21 protein-coding genes and 1 pseudogene are annotated in these 18,124 nt (G+C 65.8%); 10 read left to right on the top strand and 12 right to left on the bottom strand.

All coding sequences use genetic code 11. The features are described 5' to 3' along the window. Positions 1 to 2,291 (bottom strand): annotated as a pseudogene (locus EP28_RS11195) (hypothetical protein); the annotation flags it as partial. Here EP28_RS11195 and EP28_RS14220 point away from each other — a divergent pair. Beyond that, the gene (locus EP28_RS14220) at positions 2,281 to 2,754 is read left to right on the top strand and encodes a hypothetical protein (RefSeq protein WP_155118476.1); all 474 of its coding nucleotides are present in this window, start codon (positions 2,281 to 2,283) and stop codon (positions 2,752 to 2,754) included. The pseudogene EP28_RS11195 and the gene EP28_RS14220 overlap by 11 nt on opposite strands. A gap of 303 nt (positions 2,755 to 3,057) precedes the next feature. On the opposite strand, the gene EP28_RS11190 is transcribed toward EP28_RS14220, so the two are convergent. From EP28_RS11190 to EP28_RS11160, 7 genes are all read right to left on the bottom strand, one after another. Next, positions 3,058 to 4,020, bottom strand: coding sequence for a site-specific integrase (locus EP28_RS11190; protein ID WP_049984113.1), 963 nt, complete (start codon positions 4,018 to 4,020; stop codon positions 3,058 to 3,060). A gap of 395 nt (positions 4,021 to 4,415) precedes the next feature. After that, positions 4,416 to 6,551: a hypothetical protein gene (locus EP28_RS11185; RefSeq protein ID WP_049984112.1), complete on the bottom strand. Its 2,136-nt coding sequence runs from the start codon at positions 6,549 to 6,551 to the stop codon at positions 4,416 to 4,418. Next, on the bottom strand, positions 6,541 to 8,535 hold the full coding sequence (locus EP28_RS11180) for a 3'-5' exonuclease (protein WP_049984111.1): 1,995 nt from the start codon (positions 8,533 to 8,535) through the stop codon (positions 6,541 to 6,543). The genes EP28_RS11185 and EP28_RS11180 overlap by 11 nt, the downstream gene beginning before the upstream one ends. Beyond that, a complete protein-coding gene (locus EP28_RS11175; protein ID WP_049984110.1) occupies positions 8,532 to 9,716 on the bottom strand; it encodes a hypothetical protein in 1,185 nt (394 codons plus the stop codon). The genes EP28_RS11180 and EP28_RS11175 overlap by 4 nt, the downstream gene beginning before the upstream one ends. 465 nt (positions 9,717 to 10,181) lie before the next feature. Beyond that, a complete protein-coding gene (locus EP28_RS11170; protein ID WP_049984109.1) occupies positions 10,182 to 10,535 on the bottom strand; it encodes a hypothetical protein in 354 nt (117 codons plus the stop codon). Further along, positions 10,532 to 10,867, bottom strand: coding sequence for a hypothetical protein (locus EP28_RS11165; RefSeq protein ID WP_049984108.1), 336 nt, complete (start codon positions 10,865 to 10,867; stop codon positions 10,532 to 10,534). Before EP28_RS11165 ends, EP28_RS11170 begins: the two co-directional genes overlap by 4 nt. Further along, positions 10,857 to 11,072 carry a hypothetical protein gene (locus EP28_RS11160; protein WP_155118475.1) on the bottom strand — a complete coding sequence of 72 codons (216 nt, stop codon included), beginning with the start codon at positions 11,070 to 11,072 and terminating at the stop codon, positions 10,857 to 10,859. Before EP28_RS11160 ends, EP28_RS11165 begins: the two co-directional genes overlap by 11 nt. A 490-nt stretch (positions 11,073 to 11,562) precedes the next feature. Here EP28_RS11160 and EP28_RS11155 point away from each other — a divergent pair, with 490 nt between their 5' ends. From EP28_RS11155 to EP28_RS11140, 4 genes are all read left to right on the top strand, one after another. Further along, positions 11,563 to 12,006: a CopG family ribbon-helix-helix protein gene (locus EP28_RS11155; RefSeq protein ID WP_049984106.1), complete on the top strand. Its 444-nt coding sequence runs from the start codon at positions 11,563 to 11,565 to the stop codon at positions 12,004 to 12,006. Between the two features lie 3 nt (positions 12,007 to 12,009). After that, positions 12,010 to 12,639, top strand: a complete 630-nt coding sequence (locus EP28_RS11150; protein WP_049984105.1) for a hypothetical protein — start codon at positions 12,010 to 12,012, stop codon at positions 12,637 to 12,639. A gap of 2 nt (positions 12,640 to 12,641) precedes the next feature. Then, positions 12,642 to 13,505, top strand: a complete 864-nt coding sequence (locus EP28_RS11145; RefSeq protein ID WP_049984104.1) for a hypothetical protein — start codon at positions 12,642 to 12,644, stop codon at positions 13,503 to 13,505. Positions 13,506 to 13,669: 164 nt separating this feature from the next. Beyond that, a complete protein-coding gene (locus EP28_RS11140; RefSeq protein ID WP_049984103.1) occupies positions 13,670 to 14,245 on the top strand; it encodes a hypothetical protein in 576 nt (191 codons plus the stop codon). Between the two features lie 168 nt (positions 14,246 to 14,413). On the opposite strand, the gene EP28_RS14215 is transcribed toward EP28_RS11140, so the two are convergent. Further along, entirely contained in the window at positions 14,414 to 14,590 is a 177-nt protein-coding gene (locus EP28_RS14215) for a hypothetical protein (protein ID WP_155118474.1), read from the bottom strand. Then, positions 14,587 to 14,814, bottom strand: coding sequence for a hypothetical protein (locus EP28_RS14210; RefSeq protein ID WP_155118473.1), 228 nt, complete (start codon positions 14,812 to 14,814; stop codon positions 14,587 to 14,589). The genes EP28_RS14215 and EP28_RS14210 overlap by 4 nt, the downstream gene beginning before the upstream one ends. Positions 14,815 to 15,013: 199 nt before the next feature. Between EP28_RS14210 and EP28_RS14595 the strand changes: the two genes are divergently transcribed. Next, entirely contained in the window at positions 15,014 to 15,664 is a 651-nt protein-coding gene (locus tag EP28_RS14595; RefSeq protein ID WP_230455348.1) for a hypothetical protein, read from the top strand. An 11-nt stretch (positions 15,665 to 15,675) separates the two neighbouring features. Then, complete coding sequence (locus tag EP28_RS11130; RefSeq protein WP_049984102.1) at positions 15,676 to 15,858, top strand: hypothetical protein; 183 nt, start codon at positions 15,676 to 15,678, stop codon at positions 15,856 to 15,858. Between the two features lie 12 nt (positions 15,859 to 15,870). On the opposite strand, the gene EP28_RS11125 is transcribed toward EP28_RS11130, so the two are convergent. Beyond that, complete coding sequence (locus EP28_RS11125) at positions 15,871 to 16,311, bottom strand: hypothetical protein (RefSeq protein WP_049984101.1); 441 nt, start codon at positions 16,309 to 16,311, stop codon at positions 15,871 to 15,873. Positions 16,312 to 16,434: 123 nt separating this feature from the next. Between EP28_RS11125 and EP28_RS14430 the strand changes: the two genes are divergently transcribed. From EP28_RS14430 to EP28_RS11115, 3 genes are read left to right on the top strand one after another with little or no spacing between them, the layout of a single operon-like run. After that, complete coding sequence (locus EP28_RS14430) at positions 16,435 to 16,587, top strand: hypothetical protein (protein WP_196219636.1); 153 nt, start codon at positions 16,435 to 16,437, stop codon at positions 16,585 to 16,587. Further along, positions 16,580 to 17,248: a recombinase family protein gene (locus EP28_RS11120; protein WP_049984100.1), complete on the top strand. Its 669-nt coding sequence runs from the start codon at positions 16,580 to 16,582 to the stop codon at positions 17,246 to 17,248. The genes EP28_RS14430 and EP28_RS11120 overlap by 8 nt, the downstream gene beginning before the upstream one ends. Next, entirely contained in the window at positions 17,245 to 17,457 is a 213-nt protein-coding gene (locus EP28_RS11115) for a hypothetical protein (protein ID WP_049984099.1), read from the top strand. Before EP28_RS11120 ends, EP28_RS11115 begins: the two co-directional genes overlap by 4 nt. A 171-nt stretch (positions 17,458 to 17,628) precedes the next feature. Here the strand turns inward: EP28_RS11115 and EP28_RS14425 are convergent. Next, a partial coding sequence (locus EP28_RS14425; RefSeq protein WP_230455346.1) for a hypothetical protein occupies positions 17,629 to 18,124 on the bottom strand: 496 nt, incomplete at its 5' end.

Genomic DNA, 18,124 nt, shown 5'->3' with positions numbered 1-18,124 from the left:
GGCGACGTCGGGCCGAACTCGTCCAGAGGCGGCGAGGACGGCGGCCCGCTGCTGGGTGGGTCCGACGTCGGCGGGTACTTCGGCCCGAGTTCGTCGAACGGGGGCGAGGACGGCCCGCTGCTGGGTGGATCCGACGACGGCGGGTCACTCGGCCCGCGCGTGTCGCCTGGACGGTCGTAGAATCCGCGTCCGAAACCACCGAGTTCGTCCACGGGCCCGTCGAAGGTCCCGGGCGACTGAGGCGTACTCTCCGGTTCCTGCTGACCGCTTGCGCCGGCACTGCCGCCGGGCCCTGCGACCGGGAGAGGACGGTCTACACCGCGCTCACCTGGCTGGACGTAGTAGTCCAGCGGTTCACTGCCCCCGCTGCCAGCGCCGGCGTCGGCATCGACATCGGAACCATCCAGGTCCGGCGACCTGCTCCTCCCAGACGGTGCGACCGGCCGCAGCGTGACGGTCTGGCCGTCGATCTCGGTGTAGAACTCGGACCCGATGCCGAGTTTCCGGGCGGCGTTCGTGAGAGGACCGCCGCTGCTGACGGGTGTGAACTCCGCGCCCGGCGGGACGACCGCCTCGATCTCGCCGGTGTTCACCTCGCCGGCTGGCTTCGTGACCGCCGTCGTGTCGCCCGAGCGGTCCAGCATCTCCTGGTTGAACCCTTCGAGCGTGTCGGCGTCGGCGTTCTCGACGTCGGTCTTGGCGAGGACACCCGTCGGTTTACTCCCGAAGTCGGGCAGACCTGGTCGCAGGCTGAAGTCGGCCTCGCTGTCGCCGAGGCGGAGGAAGTTCGGCGAGAGCTCGGGACCGAAGAACGACCCGGGCGTCTCGTAGTCGAAGCTGTCCGCCGTCTCCTCGGGCGCTTTGAACCCGGTGTCGCTGCGGCCACGACCCGGCCCATCGGGTTCGACGTCGAGTGCCTTCTTCAGGACCGTCCCCTCGGTGATGCCGCGTTCGTCGAAGAGCTGCTGAACCTCTCCGGGTGTGTTCGCGTCGGCCTGCTCGCGGACGGCCTGCGCAGGGTCGTTCTTGTAGCCTTCCGGGTCCTGCGCGTCGGGGAACTGCTTCCCTTCAGCACCGTCGGTCTCGGCGTACCTGATGACCTCGTCCTGCGAGAAGCCCTCGGCGTCGAGGTCCGTACTCCCGACCCTGCCAGCGCGGCCCTTGAGGGCTCGACCGGCCATCCCGACAGCCCGGCCTGCTGCTGCGCCGGTCACGTAGCCGAACGCGGCCCCGCTGGCGAACTCCAGCGGGTTCGACTCCGCTTCCCGGGCCATCGCACCTCCGATGGCAGCACCGACGCCTGTGGCCGTCTCAGCGACCTCGCCGACACCGTGCTCCTGGATCTCTCCGGGCGCGTTCGTTGCGACCTCCCCCGCGGTTTCCAGCGTGACGACGTGCTGCGGGAAGTTCAGGAGATCGACACCGACGCCGGCCGCCCCCTGGAGGACGCGCTCGGGAGCGTCACCGACGACCGGCGCGGTCACCGGGTCGTTCTCGTCGAACGACTTCTTCACGTTGTTGATGTCCTCAGCACCGCTCCGGAACCCCTCTTCAGAGAGGTTTATCCCCCCGACTTCGCCCGGGAGCAGGCCGTCGTTGGAGTCGCGGGTCTCCGAGAGGAGCCCGCCGCGCGTGAGGTCGTCCGTGACCTCGGTGTTCACCTCGGCCGACCCCACGTACTCGTCGGTGCTCCCGGCCGCTGCGTCACCCGCTCGGGCGAGATTGTCGTAGGTCTCGCCGGTGCTCCCGACTGCGGTGTCCACGGCTGCGCCGACGTCGCCCTCCTGGAGCTCCCGGCCCATCTCGCCGTAGGTCTCCCCGGCGTGATCGACCTGGTCGCGGGTCGCGTCGGCAACCTCGCCGGCGCTCCTGGAGACGCCCGACGCGACGTCGTTCGCGGTCTCGGTCGCGCGGTCCACCGTCCTCTCTGCGCCGCGCTGAACGTCCCGAGCGGTGTCCTGCGCCTCGTCCACGGCGTTGCGTGCGTCTGAGGTGACGTCGTCCACCGTGTTGTCTACCGTCCTCTCGGCGCGGTTCGCGGTGTCCTCGACGGTGTCGGTCGCGCGGTCCACCGCCCGGTCTGCGCCGCGCTGAACGTCCCGAGAGACGTCCCGAGCGGTGTCCTGCGCGCGGTCCACCGTCTCGTCTACCGTGTCCTCAGCGCGGTCTACCGTCCGGTCCACGCCCCGAGAGACGTCCCGAGCGGTGTCTCGCGCGGTGTCTTCCGCCCGGTCTACCGTGTCGTCCACGGCGTCGCCGGCGCGGTCCACCGTGTCGTCGATGCCCTGCATAGCGTCGTCACGGACGTCTCCGAGGCCGCCGAGAAGCCCGCCTCCGCCGCCCCCACCGCCTCCATCCCCGCCGCTGTTCGACGAGGACGACGAGGACGAGCTGCTGGACGAGGATGAACTGCTGGACCGGGACGAGGAGCTCCTCGACGACCGCGACCGGCCGCCCCGTGATCGGGACGAAGAGCCTCCCGACGAGGACCCGCCGCCCGTGACGGAATCTACCGTATCGTCTACGGTGTCTGTGACGGTGTCGGCTGCGTCATCGACGGCGTCCGAGATGCCGCCGAAGAAGCCGCCTCCGTCGCCGCTGTCGTTGCTACTGTCTGAACTGGAGTCGGAGGACGACGACCCGCTGTCGTCGTCACTGCCGCCGCCTCCGCCTCCGGTGAGTCGTTGCCACATGGCAGTTCTAAAAACGTCTCTCAAAGTGCCTAAATGCCGAGGGCAAATCGGCCGATATTGACCGCTTCAGGCCTTCACGCTAACCAACACGCCCACCAGAACAACCCCAATCTGTTGGTTAGTCAGAAACCCCGTCGAGGTATTTTCTCTTCGATAGTGCATATCGCATCGACCCTTTCTTTGGACGATTTCGGCGATATTCATCGGCGATTCACACCCTCTTAGGCGAGGAGAGCCGGGTCGGGCTCATTTGAGGCGGTTTCAATATGCTCGACGTGAGTCAGTCGTTGGCGTCAGTCGAAGAAATTGCTCGACGGGAGGGTGAGACCCGACAGAACGCGGAGTTCGGCGACTGAAAACCCAGCTACCCGAGCGTGCCGAATGTCGCGCTCCAGGAGGCGAGGACGACACACGCCACGTACGCCACTTTCGCCGTCGCTGCCGGATACGCAACGCCCTCTTCGTCGATGTTGAACCGCTGGAACGACAGCTGATCCGGGTCCGGCTCCCCGTCGGAGTCGATGTACGTCCCGTCCTCGACGTCCACAGTGATGGCTTCGACTCCCTCGAAGACCGCCTTCACACCCGCACCCGCGAACTCGACGTCGTCCTCGTCCGCGGCCTCGACCAGCTCCGCCAGCCGAGTGGTCGTCGCGGCGATCTTCTCGGCGTGATCGTGTCGGGAGAGCCTGTCGTAGGAGGTCCCGAGAAGGCCCGCTTCTCCCAGCCGCTCGAAGAGGACGTCGTCCGGGAGCACCAGGTATTCGAACATCGCGTCGTCGCTCTTCCAACCCCCGAGCACGCGCACAACCGGCGGGGGGACCTGGTGGCGGAACAGCAGGTGCGTGGCGAAGTACCGACGGAGATCGTGCGACGAAACCTTGCGGAAGTCGTCGTCGCCGGTCTTCGTCGCTGCGTGGTTTGCCGACCGCGTGACGTCGCGCTGGATAGTTCGCGTCGAGATCGGGAACAGCAGGTCGTCGGGACCGATGTTCCGCCTCTCGACGTACCGCTGGACGTCGTCCATGATGTCGTTCGGGATGAACACCGCGCGTGGTCGCGTCTCGGCCTCTCTATCTGTAGAATCCTTCGCCTCGACCGTACACACCCAGCGGTCGCCTTCCGGCGTCTCGCGCTTTTCGAACTGGTGCCAGCGCAGCTCGCTCACCGTGTCCACGCGCATCGAGCAGGCCATCAGCCGCATCTCCAGGCGGACCTGTCGGGCGCTCCGACTCGGGGGTTCGTACGCGCTCTCCAGGAGGGTTCGATACTCGTCGGTGTCGAGGAACACTCGCCACCGGTCATCTTTCAACGGAATTGTCTTCATCACGTGGGAATATGGCCGATTCGCCCAAAAGGGTCAGCCCCGACCCGCCCGCCGTCCCCCGGTTGTCACACAAGAGAGGACCGGCGACAATCGCCCGACTGCGGCGGCATTTCTCCAAAAACGTGTCTTCGTTCCACCCCAACTGCGACACCCGACGGACGGCATCGGGACGCGCCTGCGCCCCCTCGGGGCCGCGTTCGGTTCGATGAAATCTTTAGAATCGCCGGACAGCGCTTCACTCACAGTGTACAGGGCACAGTCTCGGTGGCGGTATGGTCGCGCTCTCAGTGCGCCCGACCGACTCAGAGTCCGACCGCCCCCCGCGTGTGCTAACCAACACCTCCCCTCTCGCTCGATGAATCGTTGGTTAGCCGGGGGCGACAGCGCGGCGACGGTCAGTCGAAGACCGCGACCGTGTCGTCGTCCTGGACGTCGTCGATGGTCAAGTCCTCCTGGAAGGCCTCGATGGCCATCGACCGAAGCCCCGGACCCATGTCCCCCGGATTCTCAGTCTTTCCGGCGTCCCGAACGATGGGGATGAGCGCCAGCGTTGGCGGCTCTGCGTCCTCTTCTACCGCTCCCGCAGCGCGGGCACGGAGACAGGCGGCCAGCATCACGTCGGGGTCCGCGTACGGGCTCTGTTCCGTCTCGGTGTAGCCCTGGAGATCGACGTCGTAGTACCCCGAGGTGGGCGAGTCGTCGAGGTGATCGGTCCGACCCGTATCGAGGCCCGCACCCTCAGCCCGTCGGACGACGCGCCGGTAGTCCGACGGCCGGAACCCGAGGTACGAGGAGCCGTCGTCGCCCGTTCGCTCCACGAGCTCGTGTCGTTCGACGATGCCGAGCTCAGTAGCGAACTTCCGTAGGGCCCACAGAGGCATCTGGTCTTCATCCAGAGACCCCGCGTCCGGAATCCAGACCGGGATGTCGTACCCGAGGCGACGAAGGATAGCGACGCCCTCCCGCCAATCCTCACCGCTGGCCCATCCGGCACCAGGCGAGCGCCCCGCGCGGGCGACGAGAGCCGCCTCGACGAGGCCGCCCTTGTAACCGTTCGATGAATCATACCATACGCCGGCCTTCGGGCCGCTCACGCCGACGTACGTCGCGTTCCCGCTCTCGTACGACCCAGCCCAGATAGGAACGAACGCTCGCCTGCCGTCGCCTGAGCGGTCGGTCGTGTCGGAGAGCCGGTCGGTCCAGCCTGCCCCGAGGATCGTATCCTCGATCACACGCTCGGGGTCGAGTGCGTCCAGCGCGGCCTCGACGTCGGACTGGTCAGTTGTGAGCGTGACGTCCGACGTCCGCAGTTCGATGACCTCGCCGTCTTCGAGGGCTTCCATCCGCTCCTTCCGCTGCTGCTCCTTCCGGACGCGTTCGCTCTCTTTGTCGAGGAGCCACTCCTGAAGGGCCTGAACCCACGTATCGGCGTCCTCTGAGTAGTCGGGCCAGAGCGTCTCGACGATGGGAGCGAGAGCCTCCCGGTGCCGGTCGTCGGTGAGTGACTGAGCCCACTCCCGCGCGGCTTCGAGCTCCTCGTCACCGACCTCCCGAACCGGGACGTGCTCGTAGCGAACGTCGTCCACATCGATTGGCGTCACGACGCCGTCGATGGACTTGTGAACGCTCAGTACGGTCTTGTACTGCCGGTTCTTGTTGTTGATGTTGTCCGGATCGAGATACTCCTCAGCGGCCGGGACTCGCTCCTGGACCTCGTCCCAGACGTCACCCAGCCACTCGTCCATCCGCGCACACAGCTCTTCGTAGAGCAACCCTCGATCTCGGTCGTCGGTGAACTCTTCGGCCAGCGGGACCGTTGCCGACGGCGGGATCATCGGGTACGCGCCGCCGACCGAATCCAGAAGCAGGACGTGGTCACGTGACCCGGCAAGGTCAGCGAAGCGATCCACGTACACTTCGAGGGCGGCCTCGACGACGTCGCGGATCTCCGCCGGGAGCGGGCGTTGCTTGTACTCGTCGGCGACGTCCACGTCCGCGAAGAGTGCCTGACCGACGATCTCGTTGTAGTCCGGGAGCGGGCTCTGTCCCGACCGCCACTCCCTCGTCGGAGTTCCGTCCGACTTCTCGACCCACTTGAACTGCGCTTCCCGATCCATCTCCTGACTGTAGGTCGTGAGCGCGTACAGAACGCGCCCGTCAGCATCCCGAGACGCTATCTCCGCCGCGGCGTCCGGGAGAAGCTTCGGGTTTCCGACTCGGTCATATCCCGAATCTGGAAGGTCGAGGCGTGCCCGTGAGTCGTACCACCGCGAGTTGTCAATCACACCGCCCGTTCGCGCGTCCGGCTTCTCGTCGAGGGCGGCGATCTCGTCGTACACCTCACCGACCCGGCGGTAGTGGTCGCGGATATCGTCGGCACCGAGCGGGGCGTCAGCAGCGAGGTCGTCCAGGACGTCAGCAACCTCCGCCGGGTGCACCCCGAGCTTCCCCGCGACAGACGCCGTGGAGGCTTCTTGTGGGGAGAGGTCGTCCAGCCGAAGGTACTCCTGAACGTCTTCTTTAAGCCCCATCCTGCTCACCCCCGTCGGCCACAGCAGCAGCCTCCAGAGCGGCCTTCGCAGCGCGCGGCTCCAGGTCTGTCGGGAGGTACGGGTCGGTCCAGTCGTACGCCCCCCGGATGACGTGCAGGCGCTTCGATGCCCGTGTGAGCGCGACGTACCAGGTCCTCGCTTCGTTCTCTCGGGCGTCCGCGCGCTCCTCCAGGTCACGGGAGATGCGGCCCGTGATACCGTCGTAGACGACGACATCCGTTGCCTCAGCCCCTTTCGAGGCGTGGATGGTGAGCACTCGCGTTCCGCCCGCGAGAGCGAGTGTGTACGGTGTCTCGTACCGAATCCAAGCCGCACGCATCGACTCCCGGTCCCGGTCGTCGAGGCGGATGAGTTCGGAAATCGAGGACCGCCCCGCGCCATACCGCAGCCACCATTTGTCGGTCACGTACTCGCTGAGGGTGTCGAGAGGCACGTCGTCGCCCCCGTCGTCGTATTCGACCTGCTGGAGGAACTCCTCGATCTCGTCCCGGCCGGCGGACAGGTATCGTCCGTGCGTGTGGCGAAAGAGGGCACGGGCCTCCTCGACGTCGAACGCGTAGTTCCCGGGGGTCTTCGTGCCGGGAGAACTCGCACCCCCGTAATCACCGATTCGGGTGGACGTCGTCGCTTCCTCCGGACGGACACCTTCGAGGGTGTCGAGAGCCCGCATCAGCGTGAGCCGCAGCTCCCAGTCACCGCCGACGTCGTCCTGCGAAACGTACACGATTCCTTCTTCATCGAGCGCAGCCGCGACGCCGTCGGCCTGTTTCTGCGTCCGGGTGAGGTACATCAGGTCGGTCCCGTACTCTCTCCAGAGACTGACCGGACCGGCGTCCGTGTCCGGGTCAGGAAGCCGCCACTCGTCGCCGTCGTGACGTAGTTCGGGCGACGAGTGCCGAAGGAGCTGTCCCGGCCCGGCCGTCGTCAGCGACGGCACAGCGCGCTCCTGACGGAGGACACGGGCGGCCGCCTGGTAGTGTTCATCGGGGCATCGCCAGCTCCGGTCCAGCTGGACGACCGGGAGGTCGCGTTCTACACGGTCGCCGATCTCCTCGAAGAACCGAGGGCTCGCGCCCGCGTAGCCGTTGACAACCTGGTCCGGGTCCCCGGCGACGATGGCCGTCTCGGCCGCCTCTACCCAGCGTTCCGAGACCGCCGCCATCAGCGGCGTCGCGTCGTGGTACTCGTCGATCACCACCAGTCGCGTCGGCGGCGTCCCGCCGACGGCCGCGGCCTCCAGGAGCTCGTAGAAGTCGTGGACGTCGTTCTCGCGCTTGAACTCCTCCCACTTCTCCACGACCTTCTCGAAGGAGGCCGCCGTACCCCACTCGTCGCGGAACGCGTCGAGGCGACGCTCAGCCCCGTGGTCCGACCGGAGCGGCGAGAGGCCCGAGGTGTCGATGTGCGTCCACTCACCGACGTCCAGGAGGTTGTTCTTCGCGTACGTGTACAGGTCGTAGAACACCGTCCACTTCGTCTCCAGCCACGGCCGCGGCGGCAGGAACTTGATGCCGAGTTCGGAGCAGAACCGCCGCTTTGCCTTCCCGCCGACCATCCCGGCGAGGTCCTCGTCCTGGTCGTTGAGGTCCGAGAGGAACCCAGTCGCTCGGGCGGCCGCAGCGTGGATCGTACACCAGTATTGGAACGGGTTCGCGCTGTCCGCCTTCTCCGGGTCAACATCGGGGGTCTCGAAGACGCCCCAGTCGATGAGCCGATTTCGAACGACGCCGGCGAGCGCCTTCCGGTAGGTGACGACAGTCATATCGGACGGGCGAAGCCCTTCCTCGATGGCGAGCGTCCCCGCGCGGAACGCCGACTGCGTGGACTTCCCGGTTCCAGGAGGCCCGTACAGCCGACAGCTCTCGTCCGCCCCGGCGACGTCGGCACCGGCGAGTTCGGCGTCCTTCAGGTCCTCGGGGAGTCCCGCCCGCAGCGCATCGGGGATCTCGGTGAAGTCGCTCACTCTTCTTCACCCCCGTCGTCCTCGTCGTCTTCGTCAGGCGCTCTCCCGAAGGTTTCCGTCCCGTTCGATGTCTCGGTGTCGTCCGACCTGTCGTCCCCTTCAGCAGCGCCGGCGGACCGCTCGGTCGGGTCGTCTGCCTCGTCCACGACCGTTTCGAGTTCCGGGACCTCGTCGTGTGTCGCGTCGAGTCGCCAGAAGCGGGCCGCCGAGGAGCCGCTCCTGACCGCCTCCGAGATGCCGTTCCCGCTCAGTTCCTTGCTGTCGATGCCCCGCTCGGCGAGCTCCGACTGAAGCGCTCGCCGAGACGTCTCGACGTTCTCGACCGCGTCCGAGACCATACCCGTCGGGATCCAGACCTCGTCCAGATCCTCCTCGACGTAGATCATCCCGTGCGTGACCGCGTCGTCCAGGTCGCGGACGCCGCGCCCCGACTCGATCCGTGCGCGGATGGACTCCCACGCCTCGGTACGGGGCCCGAGAACGGTCTCGGTCCGGGACCGTTCTTCGACGAGGCCGGTGATAGCGCGGGTCCAGAGGTCGTTCTCTCGGCTCCAGGGGCGGTCCTTCGGGCCGAGGGACTTTCGCGCGTACTCCTCGCGGTTCTCGGAGTGGTCCTCGGCCTTCTCGCTCGCCAGCTCGGTGACCAGGCGGCGGTCGGTGGCCGCACTGAGCTTCTTGAAGAAGTGGTAGTGGTCGAAGTGGAGGCCGTCGTCGGTTTCGACACGTTCCCCCTGGTCGAACCGCCAGCGGAGAACCGGGTCGTCCACCGCGTCCGTGGAGCGCTGAACGACGATCTCCTCTAGATTCTCTTCGAGGAAGCGGTCGAGACCGATACCGTGATCAACACGGTACCCACCGGCCTCCTCGATAGCCTGTTCTTCCAGGTCGCCGACGGCGTCGTCGATGGCCTCGACGATCCGGTCCTTCCCGGTGCTCGCTACCTGGGCGGCGTCCCCCGCGGCGTCTCGGGCTGCACTCACGACCTTCGGCGGGTCGTCGGCCTGTTCGGCGAGCTGGGCAACTGCGTCACCGGCGGCGAGGAGTTCACGCATCTTGTCGCCGGCTCCCTGGGCCTCCTTCAGCCGGTCACCGAGCGTGTCCATCACCTCGCTGGCGGCCACGGTCTCGTTCTCCGAGGTGACGGCGGCGAGGTACTCCTCGACGAGGGTGTCGTCCGCCATCTCAGACCACCCCCCCGTGGGAGCCCTCTATACTGTACACGTTACTAGGGGGTCTTTCTAGGGGGAGGGGGGTACTCCTTCTTCTTATGAAACCCCCCTCCCCCTCAGAGGACCCCCCAAAGACCCGTACAACTACTTGGGACGAACGATGCCCGAGGGTAATCATCGGTCGGTGCGACTGGCCAGTCTCTGTGGGTGCGTCGATCTCCATTTGCTGTTTCGATGCGGCGACCGCCCGACGCACCGCGACGTCGCCCCGGTAGGATGGACCTACGGCTAACCAACATCCGATAGGTTTACATCCGGGGCGAGAGAAGGACTCTGTAGGGACAAGGGGTGAATTGACACCCCGGGAGTCTTCTCCCAGGCGAGTTTCGTTGGTTAGTCCTGACTTTGGTCTACATGGACTCATTCGCCGGTCTGTCTTAAATCTCTGGAAAACTGACCGTCCAGAGTCGGTGCGCGTCATGCGTCAGCCTCGTTCCTGTTTCCCTGGAGCTGCTGCTCAGTCGGGATGAAGCAGGTGATCACGGTGGAGTCCCGAGGGTCGTAGACGTACGCGACGCCGCTCTCCGGGTGCACCCGCGTTGGGTCCCGGATTCGGTCGTCGTCGAGGACGACCTCGTCGGCCTCCCGGAACTCCTGGCGGATTCGACTTCGCGGGAAGGGTTCGCGGCCGCTGACGCGTTCCAGGAAGCGCTCCTCGGCGTGGCGAGTGACCTGGACGTCCTCACCGAGATCGTGGTGTGCGCCCTCGGTCGCGTCGAGTTCGACGTAGACGTCGGCGACGCCGGCGGGCGGGGAGTAGCCGGTGCTCATCGTTCCGGACCCTCCTCGATCTCCTCGACGTGCCTCCAGTCGCCGCGCTTCAGGTCCCGCTCGCTGACGTAGACCTCGTTGAAGGTCTCGCGGCTGAGCAGCTTGTACGTCCGGTGACTCTCTCGCGTCGGGATGTCGTCCCGGTCCCGGATCCAGGAGACACGGTACTGGAACGAGCGTTCGACGACAGCCCACTCGTCGTTGTCAGCGCGCTGGTTCCCCCAGGGGTGCCAGCGGACGAAGCGGTCCCCCTCGCCGAACTTGAAGTCTTCCAGGTCGTCGGCCTCCTCGACGATGGAGATCCCGACGTTCCCGTCGAACTCAACAGGCACCGTCCTCACCTCCTGGAATCTTCTCGAAGGTCTCGCCCCCGCACTCGTCGCAGTTCGGTGGGTTCGTGTACTTCGCGTTCCCGCAGCTCGCACACTCCCAGTGGGGGAGGTTCTGGAGACGACGTCCGATCTCGTCCAGGGGAGTGTCGGGGTCGGCCTTTTCGAGCATCCGAGCGGGGCCGTTCCGCGCTGCGTTGCTGCTCATGCCGTCCCCCAGTTGTGGACGTCGTCGTGGTCGTAGTCGATACTCTCGTCGCTCTCGTCGTCGTAGAGAGCTTTTTCCTCGTTATTCTCGGTAAACATCTGTCGGGGTAGTGCCCGCGCTCATGGCGGCGGACAGGCCCCGACGGCCGCGTCCAGGGGGAGGAGAACAGCCGGGTTGGAGATACCCGGCGTATTTATGGGTGTGCCGACCGATCTTTCGAACGAACCCCAGCGGTAGCCGTTTGCATGGGTTCGCTCTGAACGAAAGCCGACTCGGCGGCCTCCCCGGTACAAGGTAGCGTGGCCGTCGAACTCGTTTCAGCCCGGTGTCCCACCACCGGGCGCACTTCACTCTACCAGTCAGCGACAGCCAACAGTCGCCGCTCTCGGGGCTTCGATTTTCACCTCGTCGAGAGCGGTCGGTCAGCATCGTTATGGCCACCTTACTTTGCCACGTACTTATAACTACCTCCACCGTAATACACGGTAATATGGGAGACAAGAAGCGCATAAGCGCGACTCTTGACCCCGAAATCGTCGAACGCATCGATGCGTTCGCCGAACGGGAGAGTAGGAACAGAAGTCAGGCCCTCGAGAACCTCGCCCGGGAGAACCTCGACGAGGAAGGTGCCCGCCGGCGGGAGTCCGAGAGTTCCTCGACCGGGGCGGCGACGCAGATCGTGGGGAACGTCGTCGCGCTCTCGCTGCTCCTCACGACGGTGGCCGGCGCGGTCGCGGTGGCGGTCCCCGGAACGACTGGAGCCGCGCTCCCGGTCGCCATCGCCGGCGCTGCGTGGATGGGAGTCTCGCTGACCGTGCTGCTGACCGGTCGCGCCCGCCGCTTGGACGAGTACCTCGAAGAGCGAGCGAACCGCGAACAGAACGGCGAGAACACCGAGAACACCGTCGCTGCGGACGGTGGAGTGGAGGCCTAACCCATGAGTCAGAAAAACCGAGAGCAATCGAACGCGAACGAGATCCGAGAGCGGTACCGTGAGATGATCGAGGCGCGCGCCGTCTTCCAGCGCCAGCAGGGCGACCACTTCGAGGGAGCCGCACACGAAGCGTACCACGACGCCGTCTTCAACCTGTACGCGGAGCTGCGCGGCCGCCTGAAGCACCGCGACGAGGCGAACGAACTGTGGGAAGAAGTCGAACTGTGGCCGACTGAGACGGTGTTCGTGGATGTCGCTATCTGTCCCGCGTGTACGGCGTACGAGGACCTGGACGAAGACGCGAACTACGGCCCGGGTGACAGGTGTCCGAACTGTGGTGAGGCCGACCTGGAGCTCCGAGAGCGCCCGGAGATCGGCGACGACGGGCAGGCGGTCCAGAAGTGGGAGACCGGCCTGAAGAACCTCGGGAAGTACCGAAATCGCATGAGGCAGTACACGAAGGAGTACAGCGACGCGCTCGGGACTCACGAAGAGACGGTGACCGAGCGGGAGCTCCTCGACCCGTTCCAGCTGGAGGTCGTCGCCGATCTCTTCGGTGAGGCGATGGAGCTTCTCGCACTGTACCCCGACGCGCAGAGCCAGGGCGACTTCGAGAAGTACGACATCGAGTGATCATGAGCGCCGACACAAACGCCGACGAGAGTCCGGAACCGGCGATTCCCGAGCAGCAGCGCGAGAACCCGTTCCCCGAGGGGACGTTCCTACACAGCCAGTTCGAAGACGTCCTCTCAGAGCAGCGGGACATCATCATCATCGTAGACGACTACCGCGGGCGACGAGGCACCGGGAAGACGGTGTTCAGCCTCAAGCTGGCCCAGGCGATGGACCAGACGGCCGAGGGCGTCACGAAGGAGAAGGTGAGCCTCCAGCCCGAGGAAATCAGGAACGCGTACTCCTCACAGCCACGCGGGAGTGGCCTGGTCCTCGACGAGGGCGAGGTCGGGGCCAGCAACCGGGAAGCGATGTCGAAGACGAACCAGGCGCTCCGCGAGATCATGTCGATGGGCCGCGTCGAACAGAAGTACGTCGTCGTCAACGCGCCCATCAAGTCGTTCATCGATAAGGACATCCAGAAGCTCTCAGACGTCTGGATTAGTATGGTACGACGCGGACAGGGGCTTGTGCATCACCTGAAGTGGATGCCCTATCAGGAGACGCTGCACACGCCAAAGAAGGGCCTCGCCTCGATGGACGACATCCCGCGGAACACTCCTCTCCGCGACGTGTATAACTACCTCACCCAGAAGAAGCAGGAACGCATCCAGGGTGAAGACGGACAGGAGTTTATACCACTTCCCGAACATAAGGAGAAGCTCCAGAAGAAAGCTAAAGAAGCGAGAAAAGACGGACGCAACGACGCCGTACGCGGTATCATGAACCATCCAGAAGTACAGGAAACAGCAATCAGTCAACGGATGGTCGGCCAGGCACTCGGAGTGACCCAGCAGACGGTTAGTAATATATTGAACGATGACTGACCGAAAAACAAACTCACAAACAAACAAGGCCCACACACCATTAACTAATAACGCGCATAACTCTCTCAGCGCGGAATTTAGTAAAGCACCCCCGGAGCGCCGGGGTCGGTGTCGGAGCCGGGCCGGTCTCGCTGCGGGAGCTGCCGTTCGGCGAGGTGAGAGTCGTGAGTGACCTGACCGTCGGCGAGGACGAGTTCCACCGCCTGCTCACCGAGCGCGACGTCGAGATCGAGCCGCCGCTGTCCGACGAGGCGCTCGGGAAGATGAAGCACAACCGCGAGACGGCGTACAACTACCCGGACATGGAGTTCCTCGACGAGGAACCCGCCGTGGAGCGGCTTCAGACGTACGCCCGCGCAGCGCTGAACGCGAACAGTCGCATCCGGAAGCTGGCGCGGGGAGGGATCGCGGCGGACGATCCCGAGCTGAACGAGCAGCAGGACGTCGTCCGCCACGCGGCGGTCTCGATGTTCGTTCTCCTGCGCCCGCTGCTGGAGTACCACACCTACTGGACCGACGTCGAGGACGCGTCGCTCTCGGCGTGCCCCGACGGGCACGGTCTCCAGAACCTCGAAGTGTACACCGAGGACCCGGGCAACCTGGACGCCCGAGCGGCGTTCGCTGCCGTCCAGGCGATGCGCGAGTGCGCCATCGACTTCGGCCTCATCTACGACGACCGGGAGGAGCTCCTGGAGGCGGTCGAGAGTGTGGACTACTGGAAGTCAGAGCTCGGAATCTAACCAACAACACTCCTTCTCGCCCCGTCGAACGTTGGTTAGCCGCGAGTATCGGCGACGACGACGTCGAGGAATCCGGTCTCGCGGCTCCGAGGGTAGGGGTGAACGTGCCGAGGATGCGGTCGCAGAACGGGAATACCGGGGAGACGGGGCTGTTCGCGGGCTATTCGGTCACGGCGCGGCGGTCGCGCGGTCGGTTTCCCGAGCGGCGAGATCGGGGCGACCGTGCTCCTGGAGGAGCTGCTCGCGCGAGTGGTAGGTCTCGCCGGCGACCTCGTAGACCGTGTGCGTCGTCCCGAGCGCAGTACGTACCGTGCGCGCGGTGACGCGGACGTCGTCGAGGCTCACCGGTCGTCCTCCGGGTCGATCTCTTCGAGGACGTCCTCGACGTCGCTCACGGCGCGGCGTAGGTCCTCGACGTCCTCCTGGTCCACGTCGCCCGCGCCGTGGAGCTGGTCGATCACGTCGCCGGCGAGGACGACAGCGCGGTCGCTGGCGTCGTCGAGGCGCAGGGCTGGGTCGTCGTGCGGTTCCTCCGGCGGTTTTACTAGAGTGCGGTCTGTAGTTGACATCGCGTTGTCCGACGCAGGGTCGGTGTCTCTGCACCGGCCTCACTTCTGGAGGCGTCCCGCGTCATTACCACATAGGGAAACCCGTCAACTTATAGGTTTCCATAGGTGGAAACCGTTTCCAAACGAGGAAACGTTATGTTGCCACAGATGGAAACAGTTTCCAGGTGGAGTAACGTTGCCACAGACTGAAACCCGAGATATGACCCGCCGCCGCGCGATACTCACCGACCGTGAACGAGAACTGCTCAGAGACGACGACGCGGGCGACCAGCGGTACGTCGCGGTCTCCCGCGTCCGGACGAAGATACAGGAGGAGCTCGTCGAGGACATCTTGATCCTCCAAGAGAATCACCCCGCGCTGTACGAGGAGCTCCGAGACGTGGTCTGTGACGGCGCGCAGGAGGCCGCTGTCACGGCCGAGGAGCCCGCGGAAGAGGAGCCGGGGCGTGGGGCGGGGGAAGACCGCTTCGAGGAGCCGGACGACGCTGACGTCGCTGCTGACGACTTCCAGGTCCCCGGCGGTGAGGGGGACGTCGAACTTCCCGAGCTGGACGAGATCGGCGACGGCGTCTGGAGCGTCGTGAACGAGATCTCGTCGGGATGGGACGACGACGACCGCCTGGAGACGCGGCGGAAGGCTGCCGCGACCGCGCTCCAGTACGCGCTCACCCACGACGACTACTTCGGGATGAGCAGCGACGCCGTCGAGGCCATCCGCGAGAAGTATCCCGTCCCCGGCCAGAACCCCGAGACCTGGTGGAAGCAGAACGTCCGCGTGGTCCTGAGCGAGGTCGGGGACTACTCGCGCGGGCACGGCGGCTACGCGGTTGACTCACTCGACGAGGCCTGACCGCCGCGCGGATGTTCGAGGACAAACCGATCTGCGACGACTGCGGCGACCGAATTCTCTACCCGCAGCACCACGAGACGGTGTGTTCCTCGGATTCGACGTTCGACGGCGAGTGCCCGATGTGTGGCCACCCGTATGAGGGCTACATTCAGCACCTCAGGGAGTGTTCAGGAAAGGACGATCCGGGAGGCTGAGGGCCTGTACAGTTACTCCGGTGACGAGACGGACACGAGGAACTGCTTTAACTCCTCGTCGCTGATCGGGGTCCGCTCCGGCCAGGAACCCCCGGTGAGCGACTCGGGGAAATCGACGAACGTCCCGTCGTAGTTCTCCTGCTCCACGTCCTCCGGCTGCACCAGCTGGGCCAGGTGGACCTGGAACGGCTTCCCACCGAACGAGACGACGTTCCCCGTTTTGAAGACGTAGAGTTGGGTGTTCTCCGGGATGCTCGTTCCGTCTTCCGTGCAGCGGTAGACACACCACTCGTCGTCGCCCTCGATGTCGGGCCCGATCATGATGCGGTAGTCACTGAGTTCGGTCTCGCGGGGGGCCTCGTCGGCCAGGTACATCCGGTGGATCTGTGCCTCTCCCGAGCTGCCCCCCGTCTCGGCTGACCCGACTCCGGGGATCATGTCCCTCAGCGCCATACTACCCCTACAGAACCGACGCACTAAGCGATTCTCCCCCGTTCGGTCTTTTTCGAGAAACCGGGGTTACACGAACAGATAGATTAGACCTAAGTAGAGGACTAACATAAGACCTATACAGAGATGCCGAAGACTCGCGTCAGTCAGGGATCGAACGGGCAGTACAAGGTCACGGTGCCGAAGGGCGTCGCCGAGGCGATGGAGCTCGACGGGAAGCGCCTCGACTGGAAGGTGAAGTCGGGGAGCACCCTGGAGGTGACCGTCGTCGATGAGTAGCGCCGTCGGGTACACCCGGCTCTCCCAGGAGTCGGACACGTCCATCGACCGCCAGAAGCGCCACATCCGCGCGTACGCCGACGAGAACGGCCTCACGCTCGAAGCTATCTACGACGACGGCGAACGCTCCTCGGGCTTCGACGAGAGCCGAGAGGAGTACCAGCGCGTCCGGGAGCGCGTGCAGTCCGGAGAGATCGCGGCGGTCGTCGTCAACGACAAGCGCCGCCTCGCTCGGGACTTCGACGAGACGATGCGCCTCGTCCTCGATCTCCGCGAGAACGACGTCGAGGCGCACACCTTCCAGGAGGGACGCCTCGACCTCTCCGACCCGGTACAGGCCGCCGTCGAGGTCCTCCAGGCCGCCAGCGAGCACGAGGCGAAGAAGAAGGAGATCGAGCGCGCCCGGGAGGCCGTCCAGGAGCGCATCCAGAACGGGTACGACCACGGCCGGCCACCCATCGGGTTCCGGTTCGACGACGCCGGCGAGCGGTGGGTGCCGGACCGAGAGGGACGGTTCACCGACGTGGTCGAGGCGATCCGGATGGTCGATGACGGTGCGACCTACCGCGACGTCGAGGAGGAGCTGGGCATCGCGCCCTCGACGATGTCGGGCGTGATGGACCGCCGCGACCGCTACCTCCAGGAGGTCGATCCGGCTTGACGCTCCGCGACCGCCTCCAGGAGCTGCGGACGTGGTGGCGTCGTCGTCGTCTTCTGCGTGCGTACTCACGGGTGTTCACCGCCCGGACCGGGAAGCGCGTCGGCTTCACGCCGATCATGTACGCCTACGAGCAGGCCGAGCAGGACGGCCTCCTGGAACTCGACGGCGAGGACGTCGTCTGGCACTGGCCCGAGACCGCCGACGACTAACCAACTCCTCCTTCTGACGACACCGAGACGTTGGTTAGCCCCGGCTCCCGCGTATCGGCGGTTCTGGAACCCGGTCTTCCCGCCTCTCACCCCAGGGGTAGCGTGCCGAAGATGGCACTCCTCACCGGGCTACGAGCGCGAAAAGAGAGGATGAGCGTTTTGCGCCGGGAGTCAGAACGGCGTCCAGTCGTCGAGGCCACTCGCCTCGTCGATGGACTGACCGAACGACCCGAGGCCACCTGTCTCGTCGATCATCCCGTTCTGCGACAGTTCGTCACCGAAGCCGGCGTCCTGGAGGCCGCCGGTTTCGTCGAGAGCTCCACCGCCGCCACTGAAGCCGCCTCCGAAGCCAAATCCGAGGACTTCGGCACCACTGGCGATGGGATTCTGGAAGTCCACGTCGAAGACGCCGTACGCGGGAGGTGCGAACTCCTCCTCGTCCTTCTTCCGTTCGTCGTCGAAGTCGCGGCGGCGCTGCTGCTGCGTCGGGTCGAACGGCGACGGGCCGAACCCGCTGCTCCCGCCTGGTCCACCGGGCGACCCCGGCGGCGACGACGTCGAGGAGCCGCTCGGGCTCCCCGGCGGTGACCACGGCGGCGGAGATCCCGGCGGCGAGGACGGCGGCCCGCTGCTCGGCGGGTCGGACGGGCCTCCACTCGACGGCGGG

Source organism: Halorubrum sp. BV1 (genome assembly GCF_000746205.1).
In the GTDB taxonomy this organism is placed as follows: domain Archaea; phylum Halobacteriota; class Halobacteria; order Halobacteriales; family Haloferacaceae; genus Halorubrum.
The sequence above is the reverse complement of the archived record's forward strand: the minus strand, read 5'-3'. Positions and strand labels throughout refer to the sequence as shown.

Coding starts and splice junctions, on each gene's coding strand:
- EP28_RS11160 (WP_155118475.1), bottom strand. CDS start 11,072: ATGAGCAGCAACGCAGCGCGGAACGGCCCCGCTCGGATGCTCGAAAAG.
- EP28_RS14220 (WP_155118476.1), top strand. CDS start 2,281: ATGCCCTGCATAGCGTCGTCACGGACGTCTCCGAGGCCGCCGAGAAGC.
- EP28_RS11185 (WP_049984112.1), bottom strand. CDS start 6,551: ATGGGGCTTAAAGAAGACGTTCAGGAGTACCTTCGGCTGGACGACCTC.
- EP28_RS11120 (WP_049984100.1), top strand. CDS start 16,580: ATGAGTAGCGCCGTCGGGTACACCCGGCTCTCCCAGGAGTCGGACACG.
- EP28_RS11130 (WP_049984102.1), top strand. CDS start 15,676: ATGTTCGAGGACAAACCGATCTGCGACGACTGCGGCGACCGAATTCTC.
- EP28_RS11145 (WP_049984104.1), top strand. CDS start 12,642: ATGAGCGCCGACACAAACGCCGACGAGAGTCCGGAACCGGCGATTCCC.
- EP28_RS11125 (WP_049984101.1), bottom strand. CDS start 16,311: ATGGCGCTGAGGGACATGATCCCCGGAGTCGGGTCAGCCGAGACGGGG.
- EP28_RS14430 (WP_196219636.1), top strand. CDS start 16,435: ATGCCGAAGACTCGCGTCAGTCAGGGATCGAACGGGCAGTACAAGGTC.
- EP28_RS11175 (WP_049984110.1), bottom strand. CDS start 9,716: ATGGCGGACGACACCCTCGTCGAGGAGTACCTCGCCGCCGTCACCTCG.
- EP28_RS14595 (WP_230455348.1), top strand. CDS start 15,014: ATGACCCGCCGCCGCGCGATACTCACCGACCGTGAACGAGAACTGCTC.
- EP28_RS11150 (WP_049984105.1), top strand. CDS start 12,010: ATGAGTCAGAAAAACCGAGAGCAATCGAACGCGAACGAGATCCGAGAG.
- EP28_RS11190 (WP_049984113.1), bottom strand. CDS start 4,020: ATGAAGACAATTCCGTTGAAAGATGACCGGTGGCGAGTGTTCCTCGAC.
- EP28_RS11155 (WP_049984106.1), top strand. CDS start 11,563: ATGGGAGACAAGAAGCGCATAAGCGCGACTCTTGACCCCGAAATCGTC.
- EP28_RS11170 (WP_049984109.1), bottom strand. CDS start 10,535: ATGAGCACCGGCTACTCCCCGCCCGCCGGCGTCGCCGACGTCTACGTC.
- EP28_RS14210 (WP_155118473.1), bottom strand. CDS start 14,814: ATGTCAACTACAGACCGCACTCTAGTAAAACCGCCGGAGGAACCGCAC.